Source organism: uncultured Bacteroides sp. (assembly GCF_910585845.1).
In the GTDB taxonomy this organism is placed as follows: Bacteria; Bacteroidota; Bacteroidia; order Bacteroidales; family Bacteroidaceae; genus Bacteroides.
Genome location: NZ_CAJUHF010000022.1, coordinates 18047 through 36546 on the forward strand (window position 1 = coordinate 18047; position 18500 = coordinate 36546).

Below are 18500 nucleotides of genomic sequence, written 5' to 3' on the forward strand. Positions count from 1 at the left end.
ATTCCCGGTCAGCTTTCCTTGTCTGTAGCTTGTGGAAACGGCTGAATGGTGAACTTCACCTTCAAGATGCGGCGATTGTCCATCTCCAGCACTTCAAACTCATACCGATTGTACGTCACCTTCTCATGTAGGGCGGGGAACTCGCCTTTCAGCTCCAGCAGCAGACCTGCCAACGTGTCGGCATCGCCCGCCACCTCTTCAAAAGTCTCTTCATCCACCTTTGTAATCTTATAGAAGTCCGTCAACTGCGTTTTGGCCTCAAACACCCAAGTATGGTCGTTGAGCACCGCGTATGTGCGCTCTTCATCGTCATATTCATCGTTTATCTCGCCCACAATCTCTTCTATGATGTCTTCCATCGTTACGATACCCGACGTACCTCCAAATTCATCGACAACAACTGCTATGTGAGTCTTATTGGCCTGGAAATCGCGCAGAAGGTCGTCTATCATCTTCGTCTCTGGCACGAAATAAGCGGGACGTATCAACGACTGCCAACGGAAATCGTTCTTGTTCAGATGCGGCAACAGGTCTTTGATGTACAGGATTCCCTTGATATTGTCCCTGTTTTCCGAATAAATCGGGATGCGCGAGTAAGCATTGTCCACAATACACTTCAGTACATCCCTGAATGGTGTACGGATGTCCAGGTCCACCATATCCAGACGTGAAGTCATCACCTCCTTCGCCGTTTCGCCACCAAAACGAATAATACCTTCCAGGATGTTATTTTCCTCTTTCAATTCCGCCTTGTCTGTCAGCTCCAATGCATGCGAAAGTTCGTCAACGGAAATATTATGGTTCTTGCGGGCGAAGTGTTTGTTCAGGAAGGAAGTAGAGCGGACCAGCACCGATGCCAACGGATAGAACAGCGAACGGAACATCCAAATTCCTGGTGCCGAAAAACGGCAGAATGCCAGCGTCTTCTGTGCCGAATAGATCTTCGGCATGATCTCACCAAACAGAAGAAGAAGGAAAGTCAGTATGACGGTGAGTATAAGGAACTCCGCAATAATGGAATGAAACTCGAAGACGCTCATAAAGAAAAAGTTGCAGAGCATGATGACAGTCACATTCACAAAGTTGTTCGTTATCAGAATGGTAGCCAGCAAACGTTCTGTATCGTCCAGAAGTCTGCTGATTTTCTCGTCCGAAGGATGTTTCCTTTCGCCGATAGCATTCAGATCGGAAGGGGAAAGCGAAAAGAAAGCAATCTCCGAAGCCGATGCAAAACCGGATACAAGCAAGAGCAAGCCTGCCAACACAATGGCTATAATGGCCGAAATAGTAGGGGTATGTACGGATATTCCGTTAAAAACTTCTGCCAACTGGCATGAATAAGCGTCTGTGTCCAAAGATATTGGTTTTAGTTAAACAATTAGAACGGTAAATCGTCCGTTGCATTATCTTGAGCAGGCATGGCCTGCGGTTGTACTGCCGACTGCGCGGAGACAGTGCCTTGCGACACACCCTGTTGCGGTGCCGCTGCCCCACGCGAAGAGAGCATTTCCATGTTATCGACAAAGATTTCTGTCACATAGCGCTGGATGCCTCTTTGGTCATCGTATGAGCGCGTACGTATCTTACCTTCCACATAAAGTTTGTCTCCCTTATGCACATATTTGTCAACAACCTCTCCCCAACGGTTTCGGAAAATCAGATTATGCCACTCCGTGCGTTCGGGAACCTGCGTACCGTTCTGCAACGTATATGCCCTGTCCGTGGTAGCCAAGGATAGCTGGGCAACACAATTTCCTCCCTCATAGTAGGTTACCTTGGGTTCTTGCCCTACGTTTCCTATCAATATCACTTTATTTACTGACATAAGCTTTTTCCTCTTTTTATTTGAATTTGCGCCAAAATTAAACAGAATAATCACATCATGCAAGAATAAGTGAAATTTTTATTTACTCAGTTTCCTAAACTTCCTGGAAAAACGGTATTAACCATGTTTCTCTAAGAAGGCTTGAATCAGGCGGGGCACTGCATACTCTCCCAAGTCTTCCCTCTTCACCCGCTGGAAGACCGAGAAGGAAGCTGAATCCTCCGGCAATACAACTTCATAAAAATTGGCATGAATCACCCGATGAGAAAGCACGTGTTTCACATTACCGCACACCAGACGCAATGCGGAAAGTTCATCTCCGGCAAATAACGCTCGCACTGCGGGTAACTGACAGAATACTTCTTCGACCACCGGCTCCGCCGTCTCCACTAATGGAAATTCGAAAAGGTTTTTCCAGATATCATCGCCCGTCCTTTTGTGTATAAAGGTACACGCGCCCATGCGTACATATATATAATTGAAATAACGGTCTGTCGTTTTCATCTTATGTCGTTTGACGGGTAACTTCTCCACCAGTCCGCTTCTCCATGCGGAACATCCGTCTGCTAAAGGACAAGACGGACAAGCAGGCGAACGAGGCGTGCATTGCATGGCGCCAAAGTCCATGACTGCTTGGTTGTAGATAGCCGGGCGGGACTTGTCCAGCATCTCCTCCGCCAAAGCCGCAAACAGTTTCTTTCCCTCCGTGCTGTCTATCGGAATTTCTATACCGAAGTAGCGAGACAATAGCCGATAGACATTACCGTCCACCACAGCATACGGCATCCCGTAGGCAAATGAACAAATGGCAGCAGCCGTATATTCGCCTACCCCTTTCAGGGCACGCACTCCCTCGTACGTGGTTGGAAAAGCACCATTCATGCTTTTGGCAGCCTCATGCAGGTTTCGTGCACGTGAATAATATCCCAACCCTTGCCAATATCGCATCACTTCATCCTCGTCTGCTTCCGCCAATGTTTTCACATCAGGAAAACGACGGATGAAACGAAGAAAATAAGCATACCCCTGCGCCACGCGGGTCTGCTGTAATATAATTTCAGATATCCATATCACATAGGGGTCCGCAGTATCCCTCCAGGGCAATTCACGCTTGTTTCCAGCATACCACGCCACTATCTTTTCAGCAAATTCCTTCATATCTCTTATTATCATTTATCATCCGAATGATCCATACGCAAGAAACAGTTTCACAAAGAAGCTATCAATCAACGAGTTGACACAGCCATAAGAATCTACATTGCAGTCCGCACAAGTTCGCATCCCAGCTTCTGCCAACCGCAAACATGCGCCCTAACTCCTTTACTCCCAACGAAGTGAAGCCATTTTTCCCTCCCGATATGAATAATATCGAATGAAACATCTGGTTTACAGCACAAAAATAGTTCATTTTCACCCTAACAAAACTTAATCGGAAGACTTTTTTAGAAAAATGTCCAAAATATATTTTTTAGAGAGCGCAAAAAGCTATATATTTGCAGTCCAAAAAATTAGGAAACTATAGTAATAATATTTTTTTTAAAGAAAAATGACTAAAGCTGATATTGTAAACGAAATTACAAAGAACACCGGGATTGACAAAGTAACAGTACTTGCTACCGTTGAAGCATTCATGGAAACAGTGAAAGCATCCTTGTCTAAGGACGAAAATGTTTATCTCCGCGGGTTTGGTAGCTTCGTAGTGAAGAAAAGAGCGCAAAAAACAGCTCGTAACATCTCTAAGAATACTACTATAATCATTCCGGAACACAACATTCCGGCATTTAAGCCTGCTAAAACATTCACCATCTCAGTGAAGAAATAATAAACAAAAGTATTAACCCATTTAAATCATTGAAGCTATGCCGAGTGGTAAAAAGAAAAAAAGACATAAAATGTCTACGCATAAGCGCAAAAAAAGACTAAGAAAGAACAGACACAAAAGCAAAAAGTAATTTTTTAGTCTGAAAGACAGAAATAAAGAACAAACTTGTGAAACCATTCGTCTCGCGGGTTTGTTCTTTGTTTAAGTAATCAACTATAGTTAACAAGGAAGCAAGGAAACGAGAAAACAAAGAAACAAGAGGAATAGTGAACAAAAATCATCAACTTATCCACATTCCTTCTCGTCAACTCGTCAACTATTTCCTCGTCAACTGCTAAAAAGAAGCAATTATTGTGACAAGCGAACTCGTTGTAGATGTACAGCCCAAAGAAGTCTCCATCGCGCTGCTCGAAGACAAGAGCCTGGTGGAACTGCAAAGCGAAGGAAGAAGCCTCTCCTTCTCTGTGGGCAACATGTATTTAGGACGGATCAAGAAACTAATGCCCGGCCTGAATGCCTGTTTCGTGGACGTGGGTTACGAGAAAGATGCTTTTCTTCATTATTTGGACTTAGGTCCTCAATTCAACTCTTTAGAGAAATACGTAAAGCAGACTTTAAGCGATAAAAAGAAACTACCTCAGATAACAAAAGCCACCATACTGCCCGATCTCGAAAAGGATGGCACCGTAGCCAACACACTCAAGGTGGGTCAGGAAGTAGTGGTACAGATTGTCAAAGAGCCTATCTCGACCAAAGGTCCGCGCCTGACTTCCGAAATCTCATTTGCCGGAAGATATTTAGTGCTGATTCCTTTCAACGACAAGGTTTCCGTATCACAAAAGATTAAATCAAGTGAAGAGCGCGCCCGCCTCAAACAACTGCTGATGAGCATCAAGCCGAAGAACTTCGGCGTCATCGTCCGCACTGTTGCCGAAGGAAAGCGAGTGGCCGAACTTGATGGAGAGCTTAAAGTACTACTGAAACATTGGGAGGACGCTGTTGTCAAAATACAAAAAGCGACCAAATATCCTACACTGATTTACGAAGAAACCAGCCGTGCTGTAGGCTTGCTGCGCGACTTGTTCAACCCTTCTTTCGAAAACATCTACGTCAACGATGAAGCCGTGTTCCACGAAATCAAAGATTACGTAGCTCTCATTGCCCCCGAGCGGGCGGGAATCGTAAAGCAGTATAAAGGGCAACTCCCTATCTATGACAATTTCGGCATCACCAAGCAAATCAAGTCCTCTTTCGGAAAGACAGTTTCATACAAAAGCGGTGCCTACCTGATTATTGAGCATACTGAGGCGCTTCACGTAGTGGACGTGAACAGCGGAAACCGCACCAAGAATGCCAACGGGCAGGAGGCCAACGCGCTCGAAGTGAATCTGGGAGCAGCCGACGAACTGGCACGCCAATTGAGGCTGAGAGATATGGGGGGCATCATTGTGGTGGACTTCATAGACATGAATGAAGCCGAAAATAGACAAAAACTTTACGAACGCATGTGTGCCAACATGCAAAAAGACAGGGCAAGACACAACATCCTTCCGCTCAGCAAATTCGGTCTGATGCAGATTACCCGCCAACGCGTGCGCCCGGCAATGGATGTCAATACTACAGAAATTTGCCCCACATGCTTCGGAAAAGGTAAGATCAAGTCCTCCATCCTATTTACGGATACTTTAGAGAGTAAAATTGACTATTTGGTCAATAAACTGAAGATTAAGAAGTTCTCGTTACACCTGCACCCGTATGTTGCCGCCTACGTCAATCAAGGGCTTGTTTCCCTGAGACGGAAGTGGCAAATGAAATACGGATTTGGTATCAAGATTATTCCAAGCCAGAAATTAGCATTTCTGGAATATGTCTTCTACGACCCGCAAGGGGAAGAGATTGACATGAAGGAAGAATTTGAGATTAAATAAAGAAGAGGCGTGTGTGTCATACCCTACTACAGATAACGCAGATTGACAGATTCTTATCGAAAACAGTAATAATCAGTCCACAAAATTTGCGATAATCCGGGGGAATCGAAAGTAAATACTGATTTTTGATGCACTCGCCTCTTTTTTATATCTTGCCTCACCAAGAAAGACAATCTTCCCTATTCCTTATTATTCCCTATCCCGAAAAGAAGAGACAGTATCCCATCCTGTCTAAATGCATGATGATTTCCTGTTAATAAAACAGATAAATTTAAGGCAAAAACTAAACTTTTAAAATATTTTTCGTATTTCACGCTTGTTTGCAATAATATCTTTAGTATATTTGTAGCAGAATCATGGATGCATTGTATGAATACCAACAGCAGAAAAATAGCTGATCATCTATAATTCAACAACTTACCATAAAATTCAACATCCATCAGGTTGATTTTTACGTTCCGATAGGTTGATTTTTGCACTTTGATAACTTTTAATAAACATACAATACGGATGAAAAAATTACTCCTATTATTCTTCACCGCATTTGCGTTCGTCGGAACCGGTAGGGCACAGACAGCCTTCGATTCGATTCGCATCTACTATCGGTTGGGGCATCGCGAGGTAGACACGCTCTACAAGGACAACCGCGCACAACTGACACGTTTCCTGCAATTGGTACGGGAAGCTCACGCATCAAATACCATAGAACAGCTGGTTATAAAATCTTATGCATCCCCCGATGGATCAAATATAGCTAACGAACGGTTGTCGGCCCGACGGGCGGAGTGTATGCGCAACTATCTACTAAGTCACACCGAAGTACCTGACAGCCTGATAAAGGAAGAAGTGGTCGGTATTGCATGGGAAGAATTGCGACATATAGTGGAAACATTAGACGTACCTTGGCGAAACGAGGTATCGGACATCATTGTCAACACACCTATATGGATATACGACAACAATCGCCGTATCATAGACGGAAGAAAAAAACGGTTGATGGACTTGCGTGGCGGCATTCCCTACAGATATATGTACGAGCATCTCTTCCCGGAGTTACGGAGCAGCATAGCCATACAACTCTATTTGAAGACGACGGACGGCAAGGAACATATCGTAGAGAACGCGGATGTATCCTCCGATAAGAATGTGGACGATATGTTTCCCCCTTCGGAAGAGGTTTCAAAAGAGGTGGTAGCAACGAAAGAATTTACAAATACCCAACCGGAATCGTCTTCACTATCAGGTGAAAGCATGCAACCGGTACAAAACAGCGAAGCATCACAACGTCTTGCCCTCAAGACCAACCTACTTTATGATGCTGTACTGATGCCTTCGCTTGAAATAGAATATCGTATCAATGACCGCTGGTCGGTAAACCTGGAGGGCGACATGGCATGGTGGAAGAACGACAGGAAACATAAATACTACCAGCTTGCAACAATCAGCCCGGAGGGACGCTATTGGTTCAAGACCCGTAAACCTTGGCACGGCCACTACGTGGGCATCTTCGGTGGTTTCACGTGGTATGACCTGGAGAATGGGAAAAAAGGTTATCAGGGTGAAGCAGAAATGGTAGGATTGAGCTACGGATATATGTGGCCCATCGGCAAACGGCTGTCACTCGAAGCAGGCATAGGAGTAGGATTCTTACATACACGTTATGAGGAATATTTGCCGAAAGACGGGCATTATGTATATCAGCAAACCAAGCAAATGAACTACTTCGGTCCGCTGAAGCTGAAATTCGCATTCGTATGGCGTTTGTGGAATGAAGAAAAGAAAGGAGGAAGAAAATGAAGCATCGCAAACTCAACATATTATCATTAGTTGCTATTTCGCTATTGCCGTTACTAAGTAGTTGCCGCAAAGACCTGTGTTATGACCACGACATGCATTCAATAGGCTATCGCACTAATGTAAACGCGACTTGGGAACAGGAATGGGAACGCCCATACGGACATCAATGGCAAGAGACGTGGAATGATGACACATACGGAGTAACGTATGACGCCCTGCGACCTGACGCGGCCAAAGGTATAGCAGCACTAGTATATGAGACTACGGAAACCAAGGTAGAAGATGTGCAAGAGTTCCACTTGCCTGCAACCGGCGGATTGCTCTATACCACAGTCAACACACATTCCATACTTTTTTACAATGACGATACCGAATACATCGTTTTCAATAATATAAGTTCTTCAGCAACGGCAAATGCAACTACGCGTACCCGTACCCGTGCAGGGGCTTCCTTTGCCGAACCACACACTGATGAACGCACTGTGAATATGCCCGATATGCTTTACGGTTCGTTCGTTCCCGACTTCGAACCCATAGCCGTGGAAGGAGGACAAAAACTTCCCGTAGTGATGCGACCGCTGGTATTCACCTATCTGGTTCGTTATCAAATCGAGAAAGGAGCACAATACGTAGCACTGGCACGTGGAGCAATGGCAGGCATGGCAGAAAGTGTCTATCTGAAAGAAGGTAGGACAGCAGAAGAAGCTGCTACGTTACTCTTCGACTGCAATCTGACTGACTACGGAGCGGAAGCCCGCGTAACGTCATTTGGTGTACCCGGTTTTCCAGACAGTTACTACAGCAGAGGACTAGAATACGAACGGCATCATGCACTCAATTTAGAATTGATGTTAAAGAATGGCAAGAAACTCAATTTCGAGTTCGACATTACGGAGCAGATGAAGAACCAGCCACGCGGTGGAGTGATCACAGTGGGAGGCATACAGATTTCCGATAAAGACGGAACAGAAGGTGGCTCCGGTTTTGACGCAAGCGTGGATGGCTGGGGAGAATATGAGGATATTGAGTTGAATTTGTAATATCTCCTCAAGAACAGATTTTCAATAATAAAAGAATAGAGATTTCAGACTAACAGACATAAGAGAGTTTAGTATTTATTTTTTTAATTTTAATTACATTTTAAAATGAGAAAACATTTATTTTATTTGGCAGCTGCCATTGTAGCAATGAGCAGTTGTACGGAAAGTGAAGTGGTAGAAGTATCACAGAGTAAAATTATTGGTTTTAATAGTTTTGTAGGAAATCAAACGCGTACAGAACAAAAAGGCCAAACATTGGAAACCTTGAAAGAAGAAGGTAATGGTTTTTATGTATTCGGTACTTACAAAGAAGAAGACAAAGAAGAGGAAACCGTAGTATTTGATGGAAAAACAACAGGTGCACACGTAACATGGGGAGAAAGTTGGGGCTATTCCCCTATAAACTTTTGGTTAGAGAAAGGCACATATAAGTTTGCTGCCTATGCCCCTCAATTAAGCATTACACCTACATTTAATTATGCTAACAATCAAATGACATTCCCCGATTTCGTAACAGATGGAAAAACAGATTTACTTGTTGCAGAAGCTGCTGCAGATGGAATTAAAGGATCTAATCCACGTGTCGTAAATTTCACTTTCAAACATGCTTTATCCAAAGTTCGTTTTACCTTTATTGACGGCTGGCGTAATGACGTTATATTAAGTATTACCCAAATAAAATTGAAACAAGTCAAATCTAAAGGTACACTTACTACACCTGGGAATTTACAAGGAGCCGGTGCCATTAGCAAAAATAACTGGCAAATTCAAAATGACAAAGTTGAGTTTGAAGATAAAACAGGAATAGAATTGAAAGTACTTAATAGTAAGCACCTATTTGACAATTTTATAATTCCTCAAACAATTGACGATATTGAACTTGAGTTTACCGTATCTGTCAGAAATCCCAACAATACATTTATTGAACTTGACAAAGAGAAAAATACTGTAAAAACTATCACCGTTCCTTTATCAACTGGAACTGTAACAGAATGGATTCCTGGAAATGCTTACAACTATAAATTGACAATCAGTGGTACTACTTTTGGTCTAAAACCAATTCAGTTTGATGTTACAGAAGTAAGTGATTGGAATGAACTGGATGATCAAGACATAACTGATGGCGTTACAAATATTGTAACGCCTAAAAACCCCTAATTTTATCTTCTAATTTTCATCCTAACAAAGAATAAAGATAAAAATTAGATAACCTACAGGCCGTTCGGGGTTGAATGTCCCCGTTCGGCCACTACGTCGGAAGAAAAGAGGAAACCGACACACGATGTATGATGCCGTAGCAATGTACAACGGACTCATAAGAACAGAAACATAACTAAAAAACAAAGATATGCTAATGAAAAGAAGACTTCCGGTCTTACCGGTATGTATGTTGCTCTTCCTGCTAACAGGATGTTCCAGCGAGATAGAGAACGGATGGGAAGAAGATGGAAAGGCCATACGGTTCTCTCTCCCCACACTTACACGTACGATCATAAACGGTCTGACGGATCTGAAGAAAGACGGAAACGCATACGCCGTATGGGGACAATTTACATCGAATACAGAAAACGGACAAGCAACACAACTGTTCAACCAAGAATCCATTATATACAATGCAGGAACGGATAAGTGGGATTACACCACCGAAGAACGTTTTTGGTACACCGGTAATACTTATCATTTTCATGCGCTCTACCCACATCCCCAAGCCCTTATATCCGGCACCGTTGCATACGATTATAACCAAGCCCCCTCAGGCCAATTGTCCATCAATAATTTCAATGCCCTATCCGGAAACACTTTAGAAGAAAAGGTTGATTTACTGTACGCCAACCATACTGATATCGACATAACTACTGAAAATGATATTCCACAATACGGAGTATCTTTAGCATTCAAACACCTACTGTCGCGTGTTTCTTTCGTCGGCCGCTCCGATGAGAAATATTTAGGTACAGAGCGACGTATCATTATCGATTCAGCACGCCTATATGGCATCAAAACTATCGGTAACTGGAACAGTGAAACGATAAATGATACCCCCCCTTCCGGCTCGTGGACACTTATTGGAGACCCACTTACCAACGGGTCGGATGAATATAACTTTTCTTCGGAGGAACCGTTGCCCACAGAAGGCATCAGCATCTTCGGAGACAACATACTATTTATTCCGCAATCTCTAACGGATGCCATCTTTGAAATCAAGTATCATTATAATATTGGTGCTCCCGAGCAACGCACCATTACGTTCAACTTATCCGACTATACTGCGACATGGGAACCAGGCAAAAGTTACCGCTATCCCTTCACCATAAGTAATCATATATTCTTCCAGACCCCCACTGTGGAAGAATGGAAGTACGCTCCTGTCAACGGGTCGGATTTCAATGTTGACGTCGATTAGAAAAACATAAAATTTGAATATCAAAAACAATACCATATAACTATGAACATACGTATCTATAAATGCCTTGCATACACATTGCCACTGCTATTCCTGCACACGGCATGTTTACCGGAGAACATCGGCGAGAAGAAGGAATGGTCGGAATACAGTCATAACGATATCACGTTTGCCAGCCCTACCATAATGATGAATACCCCCGAAACACGCGCTACACTGATGAACAACATCACGCAAAATACAGTATTCGGCGTATTGGGATATTGCGTACCCTATCAATTGGAGTCAGACATCGACAACTACCAAGGAGGGACATCCGACTGGTTGGTCAAGAAGAGCCTGTCGCATGCTGATGTAATGTATAAGGAACCCATATTCTATGATGGTGCAAAGTGCGTGTATAGCAAGGATGGTATCACCTTCAATGAACCGAAACATTGGTATACATCAGACGAAGCAAAAGTAACAAATACCGACCTGTTCCAGTACACCTTTATTGCTTACCATCCTTATAATAACTCCGAAGCTGCCGGTTCCGGTTTCAGTATGACTCCTGCCGATGAAAAGACACGTGGCATCCCTAACCTAACATATACCATGCCATATCCGGCGAGTACCGATATCCGTACCGAACTAAACACGGAAGATGCCCAAGACGTCATGATAGCCGCCGTATTTGATCATGTCCCCACGCAAGGAGCCATACAACTGGATTTCAGACATTTGCTTACAGGTTTACGCCTGCAAATCAATAACTACAACCCGACAGTAGCCAATAATCCGAATGCCAATACCGTCACTATCCGTTCACTGTCCATTGATGGAAATTTCTATCGTGTAGGCAATGTAGACTTCACTCCTGCTGACCCTACACTGACGGTGACAGACGACAAGTACTCTGGAACATTCCCTTTTATAAAAAACGATGGGCAACCACTCAGCATTTCACCCAACTCTGCTGCAATTGTAGGAGTTAGCGAGAGCAAGCCGCAAGGTACTACACTACTATTGCTCCCCAAACTTGACGCACAGGCCGATGGTTCCACATCGGCAGTGCCATATCTCGGTACCAATAAGAACATCCATATCACCTATTCTTATCACGGACAAGCGGAACAAACAAAAACGATTAGCAATTTCTCTCTCGGGCGTATCCCCGAACAAGGAACGTGCTACACCATCAACCTGAATTTCATTGGCGACCAACTACTGCTTATGTTCACAGCCGATGATATTGAATACTGGGAAAACGGTTCCGACAATGATATTATTATCAACTAAATGACACTCAAAAAACAACAACATGCGTATGAAAATAGCTCACATAACATTCCTGGCCTCGTTACTCTGTCTCACGACAGGCATCACATCCTGCGTGCAGGAGATAGACGACATCCATACTGTACTCCCACAAGACGGAGTTACCCTGACAGCCATCTGCGACAAGATGTTGCCGCAAACAACATTGACACGTGCCAACGAACTTACCCCTAAAGATACCGAAGAAAAAAAGATAAAAACATTACATCTCTTCTTCTTCGACAGCCAAGGGCAATTTCTCAAACCTAACAACAATAATACCACCGGTGCCTATTACAGAATAGAAGTAGAAGAAGGACAACAGGCTTCACTTACCATCCCGGAAGATGCATTCGTAGGACAGAATGCCCTAACCAACGTACAAGTCTATTCTGTAGCCAACATTTACGGACATCAGTTCCGCACCCAATGGACAGAAGGTGGAGACATCGTAAAAGGAGATAAAGATGATCCCGATAAAGAGATAATTATAACCCGGCTTTCCGACCTACAAAACTGGCTTTACCGCCCCACACCGCGTGAAGACATCAGTAAGCTACCCGAACCGGGAATGCCAATGGTAGGACTTACCACAGGCGTAGATTTAAGCCAAAAGAATCAAACCATCCAAATCAAAATGCAAGCACTCATGGCACGTGTGGACATAACCGTTAGACTGGATGCCAACCAAACCAATCACGACCGTTCACTCCCCAAACTACAATTGATAGAGTATGGTGTACGTAATATGCCTTACTTCGTTCCCTTCACTCCGCCTGCCGTCAACGCAGACGGTACTCCGGACGAAACAACAGAAATTCCTGAGTACGAAGGCGATGAAAGCCAGAACCCTAACATTGCCCGCAAACGTACCGTGAAATATGAAGGACGTATTCTGCACGACCAACAAGCAACTGAGACTTTCAGCTATTATACTTACGAGAATGTACAGAAACCTACCAAGGAACCCCAATACCCCACGGGTGTCGATCCGAACGACGAGTCTGTTACCCAACGCTGGAAACGTACCATTGCCGATAAGAATGCATCTGCCGTTGTACTGAAAGGTATCTACACCACGCATCAGGGACTGACCTACACGGCCGATTTCAACATCTATATGGGTAGTAATACTTACAATAACTTTGAAGTGCGCCGCAACCGCTGTTACAAGAACAACATCACTATTTGCGGTCTGGACTACGTACGAAATAGCGACGAAGAGAAATATACATTCGACGGACGTGTGAATGTCATCACAGACAACCCGATTTACATCTCCATTGTCAATGAACGCAAACTCGACGCCCATTGGAATATTGTACCCATGGACCTTTACTTCCTGCGCCGCGAAGCCGGCATAACCGACCTTGAATCATACGTAGATGTCAGCCTTGAAGACCCTGTTACCGGAGAGGCACCCGACTGGATACGAATGGAAATGATTGACTCTAAGACTATGCAAGAAGGTAAAAAAGAAGAAGGTTTCATCCAAGGAGGTAATTTTGCAGCTGGGACAGGAGCACGAGAGTATTTCTATACAAATCTTGTTACTGAGACATTAAAAGACAATACCAAAATCAGGGTATCAGGACCGGACCACGGTTCTCGTTCCCGCATTTATTTTTATGTGGATGAGAATGCTTCTGTACGCGACCGTTCCGCCATAGTATATATTACTTATAATAATAAGGAGAACGACAAGCGCGAGCGTACACTTGAATTGGATCAGAGAGGATTGCTGCGGGTACAAGGAATAAAAAACAACAAGAATATTGATTGCTATATAGAATACTACGAAGAATACATTGACCATCGTGACCCGTTGGATAACCATGAGCAGGATAATGTTTATTATAAAGGTTTACCGTGGGCACGAGAAGGGGCATGGCTTGCTACAAATGCAGTAATAGGACAATCAAATCTTAGCGGAAATTGGCATCCTTTTAGTCCTTGCGAGGTTTATAACAATGGACAAGAAATGACTAAGCACATCTTTAAGAACTTACAAAACAGGATTACACCTATAAATGTAATGAAAACATATCCAGATGACATTCCCCCTTCTGCACTTCATTATTGTCGTGCAAAGAATCGACGTAATCCAGACGGGACTTATGAAGAGAACTGGTATATGCCGGGTATTAGCGAATTAGAACAAGCGATAGAAATATATTTCAGCACTTTTGAGGAATTTCAACAAAACTATTATTGGTCCTCTGCGACAGCAAAAGATCCAAACACAACAGGAATACTAGGAATACCAACTCTCCAAGAAAATGAAAATCCAGAATATGCACGTGCCACAATGTATTGCCCACCTGAACGAATCCCCTCAGATCAAACTAATCCATGGATTCAAAGTGGTTCAAAAGGGCCAAGTCATAATTACACCGGTGGTGGAAATGAAATAAAAGGAGGTAATCACGGTGAATACTATAGCGGTCGTGCACCCAAAACCACCGTATTTCGCGTACGTGCTTTCCGTAGCATAAACAATGTCCAACAATAACTTGACAAATTAAGAGACATAATTTAGGGATACGCTATAAATGTTCTAAAAATTAAAATGGCATTAAAAAGGGACATTCAGTAAATGGCAAAAAAACGGCCAACTAATTCATACTAAAAGCATTGTGAATTAGTTGGCTGTTTTTTTGTATCTTTAGATAGGGATATTCAGTAAATGTCCCTAACAGGATGTTTCTTGCTTATCCAGATTACCGTATCTTATCTCTTGCATGCCAAACAATATTAGTACTCCTGAAATAGACCTTCTACGCCCCGCAAAGAGAAGAGATGACATGAAGACCGAATCCTCATAGAAAGAAGCCGAAAGATATCATAGTAGCCACATTCCACTCATTTCCGATATAGAATACATCAACAGACGGAGTAAGCGTCCAACGTCTGAAACGAGTGTCTATCCCCAATCCGGCAACTACCGCTATCCCTTTCTTATCCTTCTTACATCCCAGTGTAACCTTCCCATCGTCAGCGCTGACCGGATAGTAATCACCGTAACGGGAAGACCTGACGCCATAACCTACAAGTCCCTTGACATATACGTCAAACAGTTTGTTCTCGCTCTGAAATATCTCATAGCCGGGTCCGATAGCTCCCAACAGCACGTTCCGTTCATCGTGGATACTGAAAGGAACACCCTTTTGCATCACACTTTTCCCGCCGTCATGGGTTCCCCAATGTCCCATCAGTTCACCGAAAAGCTGCTCCGACATATAGAAACGGGCACGCACATCAAGCGCAAATCCTTTTGAAGAATAGGCATCCGACATCCATTCATAACCGAATCCGATGCTATAAAGCGCCGCCCCATCCTTGATACCACTCTCTTGGGCCGACACATCATGACACCAGTGCGACATAAAGAGTATGGCAACAAGCAAGAACAACCGTTCGCGGATGAACTTATATGGGTATCGTATGCAAAAGTGTGTGGCAAACTTGACTTTAGATGTTCTACAAACCCAAGATCGTGTCATTTCCCTGTAGGATTATATTGCTCTGCAATGGTAGTAAAATCGAATGCATCAATCTCTTTATTTGCTATCTTTTGACACAATACAGGATCGTCGGAAAGATATGCCTGCCACTGTTTGCGCATATACGAACGGCTGGATATGCTTCTGCCGAAAAGTATCGGACAGTCGTCGTTCTGGCGCCGGATGCAATATTTTATCCCCTCGTCCCTACTATATGTGATGAGTAAAGCCCCATCTTTGGCAAGACTGTATGAATGACCATACGCCGTGATGAGAAGATGGTCTCCCACGCTGTTCAAGACCTGCCAGTTCTTGAATGTACGGAAACGCTGTTCGCCTTTTTTAGTGTATGGCATCTTGCAATCCGTATACACAAGCGTCTGCTGTTTCTCCGGATGTCCTTTGCGTGCCAGTGTCATGTATTGAATATTCTCGCTCTTGACCTTCTTCCTTCCTTCGTCCGTTTTGATGCTGATGGTCTTGGAACCGGAAACGAGGTTGGAAGAGCGTTGTCCGCCTATTCGTCCGGTAATCAGTTGATTGTCTTTCGTTGTAATTTCCGTATCGTAGTAGGTTGTACCACCGATTACAAGTTCTACGATTTGACAGGAATGAAGTGTCAGTGCGCTCCATACAGCCATAGCAGCCAGTAGAAGGTTGGATGTTTTAAACTGTTTCATAATAGTTAAATTTGGTTGATGCCCCAAAATTAGGGCATGGCAACCAAATAATCTTCAACATAGGTTGAGAGTAGAATCTACAGGGAAGTAGAATCTGCAAAGGTCAATTCTTTCCGAATGCGGCTCAGATGCGTGGGCGTAATTCGCAAAAAGGAGGCAAGCTCTTTAAGCGTGATATTCTGTAGAAGTTCCGGACAGCTGTTCAGTAAGGCAAGATAGCGTGTTTTGGGCGACAGAGTATGCAAACTCAGATATTGTGTATAGGCTTGGTTAAATAAACCTTCAGCCAACATCCGATACTGTACCGGTGAGTTTTCAAGCTGGCATTTCAATTCGGAAGCCGGACACTGCATGACTTCCGCATCCGTAGCTGCAATTATGTTTGTCTTTATCGGTTTCTCGTGCATAGTGCTCAGAAAATCACCGACTATGCAACCTTCGAACACAAACCCTGTGATAGATTCGTCCCCTTTTGCATCTGTCAGGGTATATTTGAAGTACCCTTTCCGGATAAAGCCAAAATATTTGATGAGGTCACCGCACAAAACAAAAGGTTCTCCTTTCCGATAATATGTCAATGTACCCTTTCGTGAACAAAGTTCACGCCAGTAAGTCATATCTATAACATCTATGTATGTATTGAAATTTTTCATTTTCAATTGTTTGGCAAATATGTCTATATGGACTATCCTTTATATAAAGTTGCTAAGAAAGCACAGCTGGAAAAGCTTAGCGGAAACAGCTTACAACGCCAGGCGATAAATCTCCTTACTATCCTCCTTAGTCAATTTCACATAGTTACCTACCAGTTCCCCCTTATTGCGATGCAGGCTATCTGCCAGACGGTCGATATCCGGATGCTCAATGCCCAACTCTTTAAAGCTGACCGGCAACCCCATAAAGCGGAAGAAGTGTTTCAAACGAGCCACTCCTGCCAAAGACATCTCTTCCAAGTCTTCCGATTCGGGAATGCCGAAGACGCGGTTGGCAAATTGAGCTATCTTCCTGGGATGACGTTCAGCCATGAAAGTCATCCATGCCGGCACGATGACAGCCAATCCAGCCCCATGCGTTACATTATAGATGGCACTTACTTCATGCTCTAAGAAGTGTGACGCCCAATCCTCTTCACACCCCACCCCACAGGTACCGTTATGGGCAATCGTTCCGCACCACATGATATTGGCACGCGCACCATAATTTTCCGGGTTCTGCTTGATGCGATAAGCCTCTTTGATGATAGCCGTCAGCGTACCTTCACATACTCGGTCGGCAATCTCCACATCCTGCGTATTGGTGAAGTAACGTTCCATGATATGCACCATCATGTCGACAATGCCACAGGCGGTCTGGAAAGGCGGAAGTGTATAAGTCAGCTCAGGATTCATGATGGAGAAGACAGGACGCAACAACTCCGGCACACGCAGACTCAGCTTCTGAAGCGTATCTACTTTCGTAATGACCGAATTGCCCGAACCTTCGCTGCCCGCAGCAGGAATGGTCAATACGACGGCCACCTTCAATGCCTTCGCCACTTTGGCCTTGCCTATAAAGAAATCCCAAAAGTCACCCTCGTATGGCACACCGGCAGCAATCGCCTTTGCTGTATCTATGACCGAACCACCACCTACGGGAAGCAACAGGTCGACCTGCTCACGACGGCAAATCTCAATACCTTCATACACTTTCGTATCCACAGGATTAGGCTGTACGCCCCCCATCTCACAATACTGTATATCCGCCTCTTGCAAAGAATGTTTTACCCTGTCCAACAGTCCGCTACGCACTACCGAACCACCACCATACACGATCATCACTTTCCGTGCACCATATTTATGTGCCAACACTCCCACCCGACTCTCTGTTCCTTTGCCAAAAACAAATTCGGTAGGGCTGTAAAAAACAAAATCATTCATGCCCCATCTATTTTATTAAATCATTTTATTCAGCTTTTAGAGCCTGTTTAAATTTCCTTCAAAAAGTTTTTTATTCATCCTCAAAAATAACTCTCAAAAGAAAGCTGAACAAAATTTAAACAGACTCTTAGATATCCATCACAAAAATAGTGATTTGTTCGGAACAACGAATCACTGACAAATAAAAACATATCATCTTTCGTTTGACTCCCCGACCCAAGAAATGTCCCAATAATCGCCCATACCTTCTTCCTATATCCCCATAATCAACCGAAACATTCTTTTA

The 18500-nt window shown here is 43.8% G+C and carries 15 protein-coding genes; 8 read left to right on the top strand and 7 right to left on the bottom strand.

Annotation, left to right across the window (positions count from 1 at the left end):
• Positions 1–8 precede the first annotated feature (8 nt).
• The 3 genes from QZ323_RS08035 to mutY form a co-directional block, all read right to left on the bottom strand.
• Positions 9–1355: a gliding motility-associated protein GldE gene (locus QZ323_RS08035; RefSeq protein WP_294634082.1), complete on the bottom strand. Its 1347-nt coding sequence runs from the start codon at positions 1353–1355 to the stop codon at positions 9–11.
• 23 nt (positions 1356–1378) lie between these two features.
• Positions 1379–1825 carry a single-stranded DNA-binding protein gene (gene ssb / locus QZ323_RS08040; RefSeq protein ID WP_294634083.1) on the bottom strand — a complete coding sequence of 149 codons (447 nt, stop codon included), beginning with the start codon at positions 1823–1825 and terminating at the stop codon, positions 1379–1381.
• Positions 1826–1942: 117 nt separating this feature from the next.
• A complete protein-coding gene (gene mutY, locus QZ323_RS08045) occupies positions 1943–2983 on the bottom strand; it encodes an A/G-specific adenine glycosylase (RefSeq protein ID WP_294634084.1) in 1041 nt (346 codons plus the stop codon).
• Between the two features lie 388 nt (positions 2984–3371).
• Here mutY and QZ323_RS08050 point away from each other — a divergent pair, with 388 nt between their 5' ends.
• The 8 genes from QZ323_RS08050 to QZ323_RS08085 all read left to right on the top strand — a co-directional run bounded on the left by QZ323_RS08050 (position 3372) and on the right by QZ323_RS08085 (position 14627).
• The gene (locus QZ323_RS08050; protein ID WP_294634085.1) at positions 3372–3647 is read left to right on the top strand and encodes an HU family DNA-binding protein; all 276 of its coding nucleotides are present in this window, start codon (positions 3372–3374) and stop codon (positions 3645–3647) included.
• Between the two features lie 353 nt (positions 3648–4000).
• Positions 4001–5575 (top strand): Rne/Rng family ribonuclease, encoded by a 1575-nt coding sequence (locus QZ323_RS08055; RefSeq protein ID WP_294634086.1) that lies wholly within the window; start codon positions 4001–4003, stop codon positions 5573–5575.
• 510 nt (positions 5576–6085) lie between these two features.
• A complete protein-coding gene (locus tag QZ323_RS08060) occupies positions 6086–7372 on the top strand; it encodes a DUF3575 domain-containing protein (RefSeq protein WP_294634087.1) in 1287 nt (428 codons plus the stop codon).
• The gene (locus QZ323_RS08065; RefSeq protein WP_294634088.1) at positions 7369–8412 is read left to right on the top strand and encodes a DUF5119 domain-containing protein; all 1044 of its coding nucleotides are present in this window, start codon (positions 7369–7371) and stop codon (positions 8410–8412) included. The genes QZ323_RS08060 and QZ323_RS08065 overlap by 4 nt, the downstream gene beginning before the upstream one ends.
• 105 nt (positions 8413–8517) lie before the next feature.
• Entirely contained in the window at positions 8518–9570 is a 1053-nt protein-coding gene (locus QZ323_RS08070; RefSeq protein WP_294634089.1) for a fimbrillin family protein, read from the top strand.
• A 196-nt stretch (positions 9571–9766) separates the two neighbouring features.
• Positions 9767–10816: a fimbrillin family protein gene (locus QZ323_RS08075; protein ID WP_294634090.1), complete on the top strand. Its 1050-nt coding sequence runs from the start codon at positions 9767–9769 to the stop codon at positions 10814–10816.
• A 42-nt stretch (positions 10817–10858) separates the two neighbouring features.
• The gene (locus QZ323_RS08080) at positions 10859–12097 is read left to right on the top strand and encodes a fimbrillin family protein (protein WP_294634091.1); all 1239 of its coding nucleotides are present in this window, start codon (positions 10859–10861) and stop codon (positions 12095–12097) included.
• A 28-nt stretch (positions 12098–12125) separates the two neighbouring features.
• Positions 12126–14627 (top strand): hypothetical protein, encoded by a 2502-nt coding sequence (locus QZ323_RS08085; RefSeq protein ID WP_294634092.1) that lies wholly within the window; start codon positions 12126–12128, stop codon positions 14625–14627.
• Between the two features lie 307 nt (positions 14628–14934).
• On the opposite strand, the gene QZ323_RS08090 is transcribed toward QZ323_RS08085, so the two are convergent.
• The 4 genes from QZ323_RS08090 to QZ323_RS08105 form a co-directional block, all read right to left on the bottom strand.
• Complete coding sequence (locus QZ323_RS08090) at positions 14935–15618, bottom strand: hypothetical protein (RefSeq protein WP_294634093.1); 684 nt, start codon at positions 15616–15618, stop codon at positions 14935–14937.
• The gene (locus tag QZ323_RS08095; protein WP_294634094.1) at positions 15615–16298 is read right to left on the bottom strand and encodes a hypothetical protein; all 684 of its coding nucleotides are present in this window, start codon (positions 16296–16298) and stop codon (positions 15615–15617) included. The genes QZ323_RS08090 and QZ323_RS08095 overlap by 4 nt, the downstream gene beginning before the upstream one ends.
• Positions 16299–16375: 77 nt before the next feature.
• Positions 16376–16915 (bottom strand): Crp/Fnr family transcriptional regulator, encoded by a 540-nt coding sequence (locus QZ323_RS08100; RefSeq protein ID WP_294634095.1) that lies wholly within the window; start codon positions 16913–16915, stop codon positions 16376–16378.
• Between the two features lie 126 nt (positions 16916–17041).
• Positions 17042–18214: an iron-containing alcohol dehydrogenase gene (locus QZ323_RS08105; RefSeq protein ID WP_294634096.1), complete on the bottom strand. Its 1173-nt coding sequence runs from the start codon at positions 18212–18214 to the stop codon at positions 17042–17044.
• Between the last annotated feature and the right edge of the window lie 286 nt (positions 18215–18500).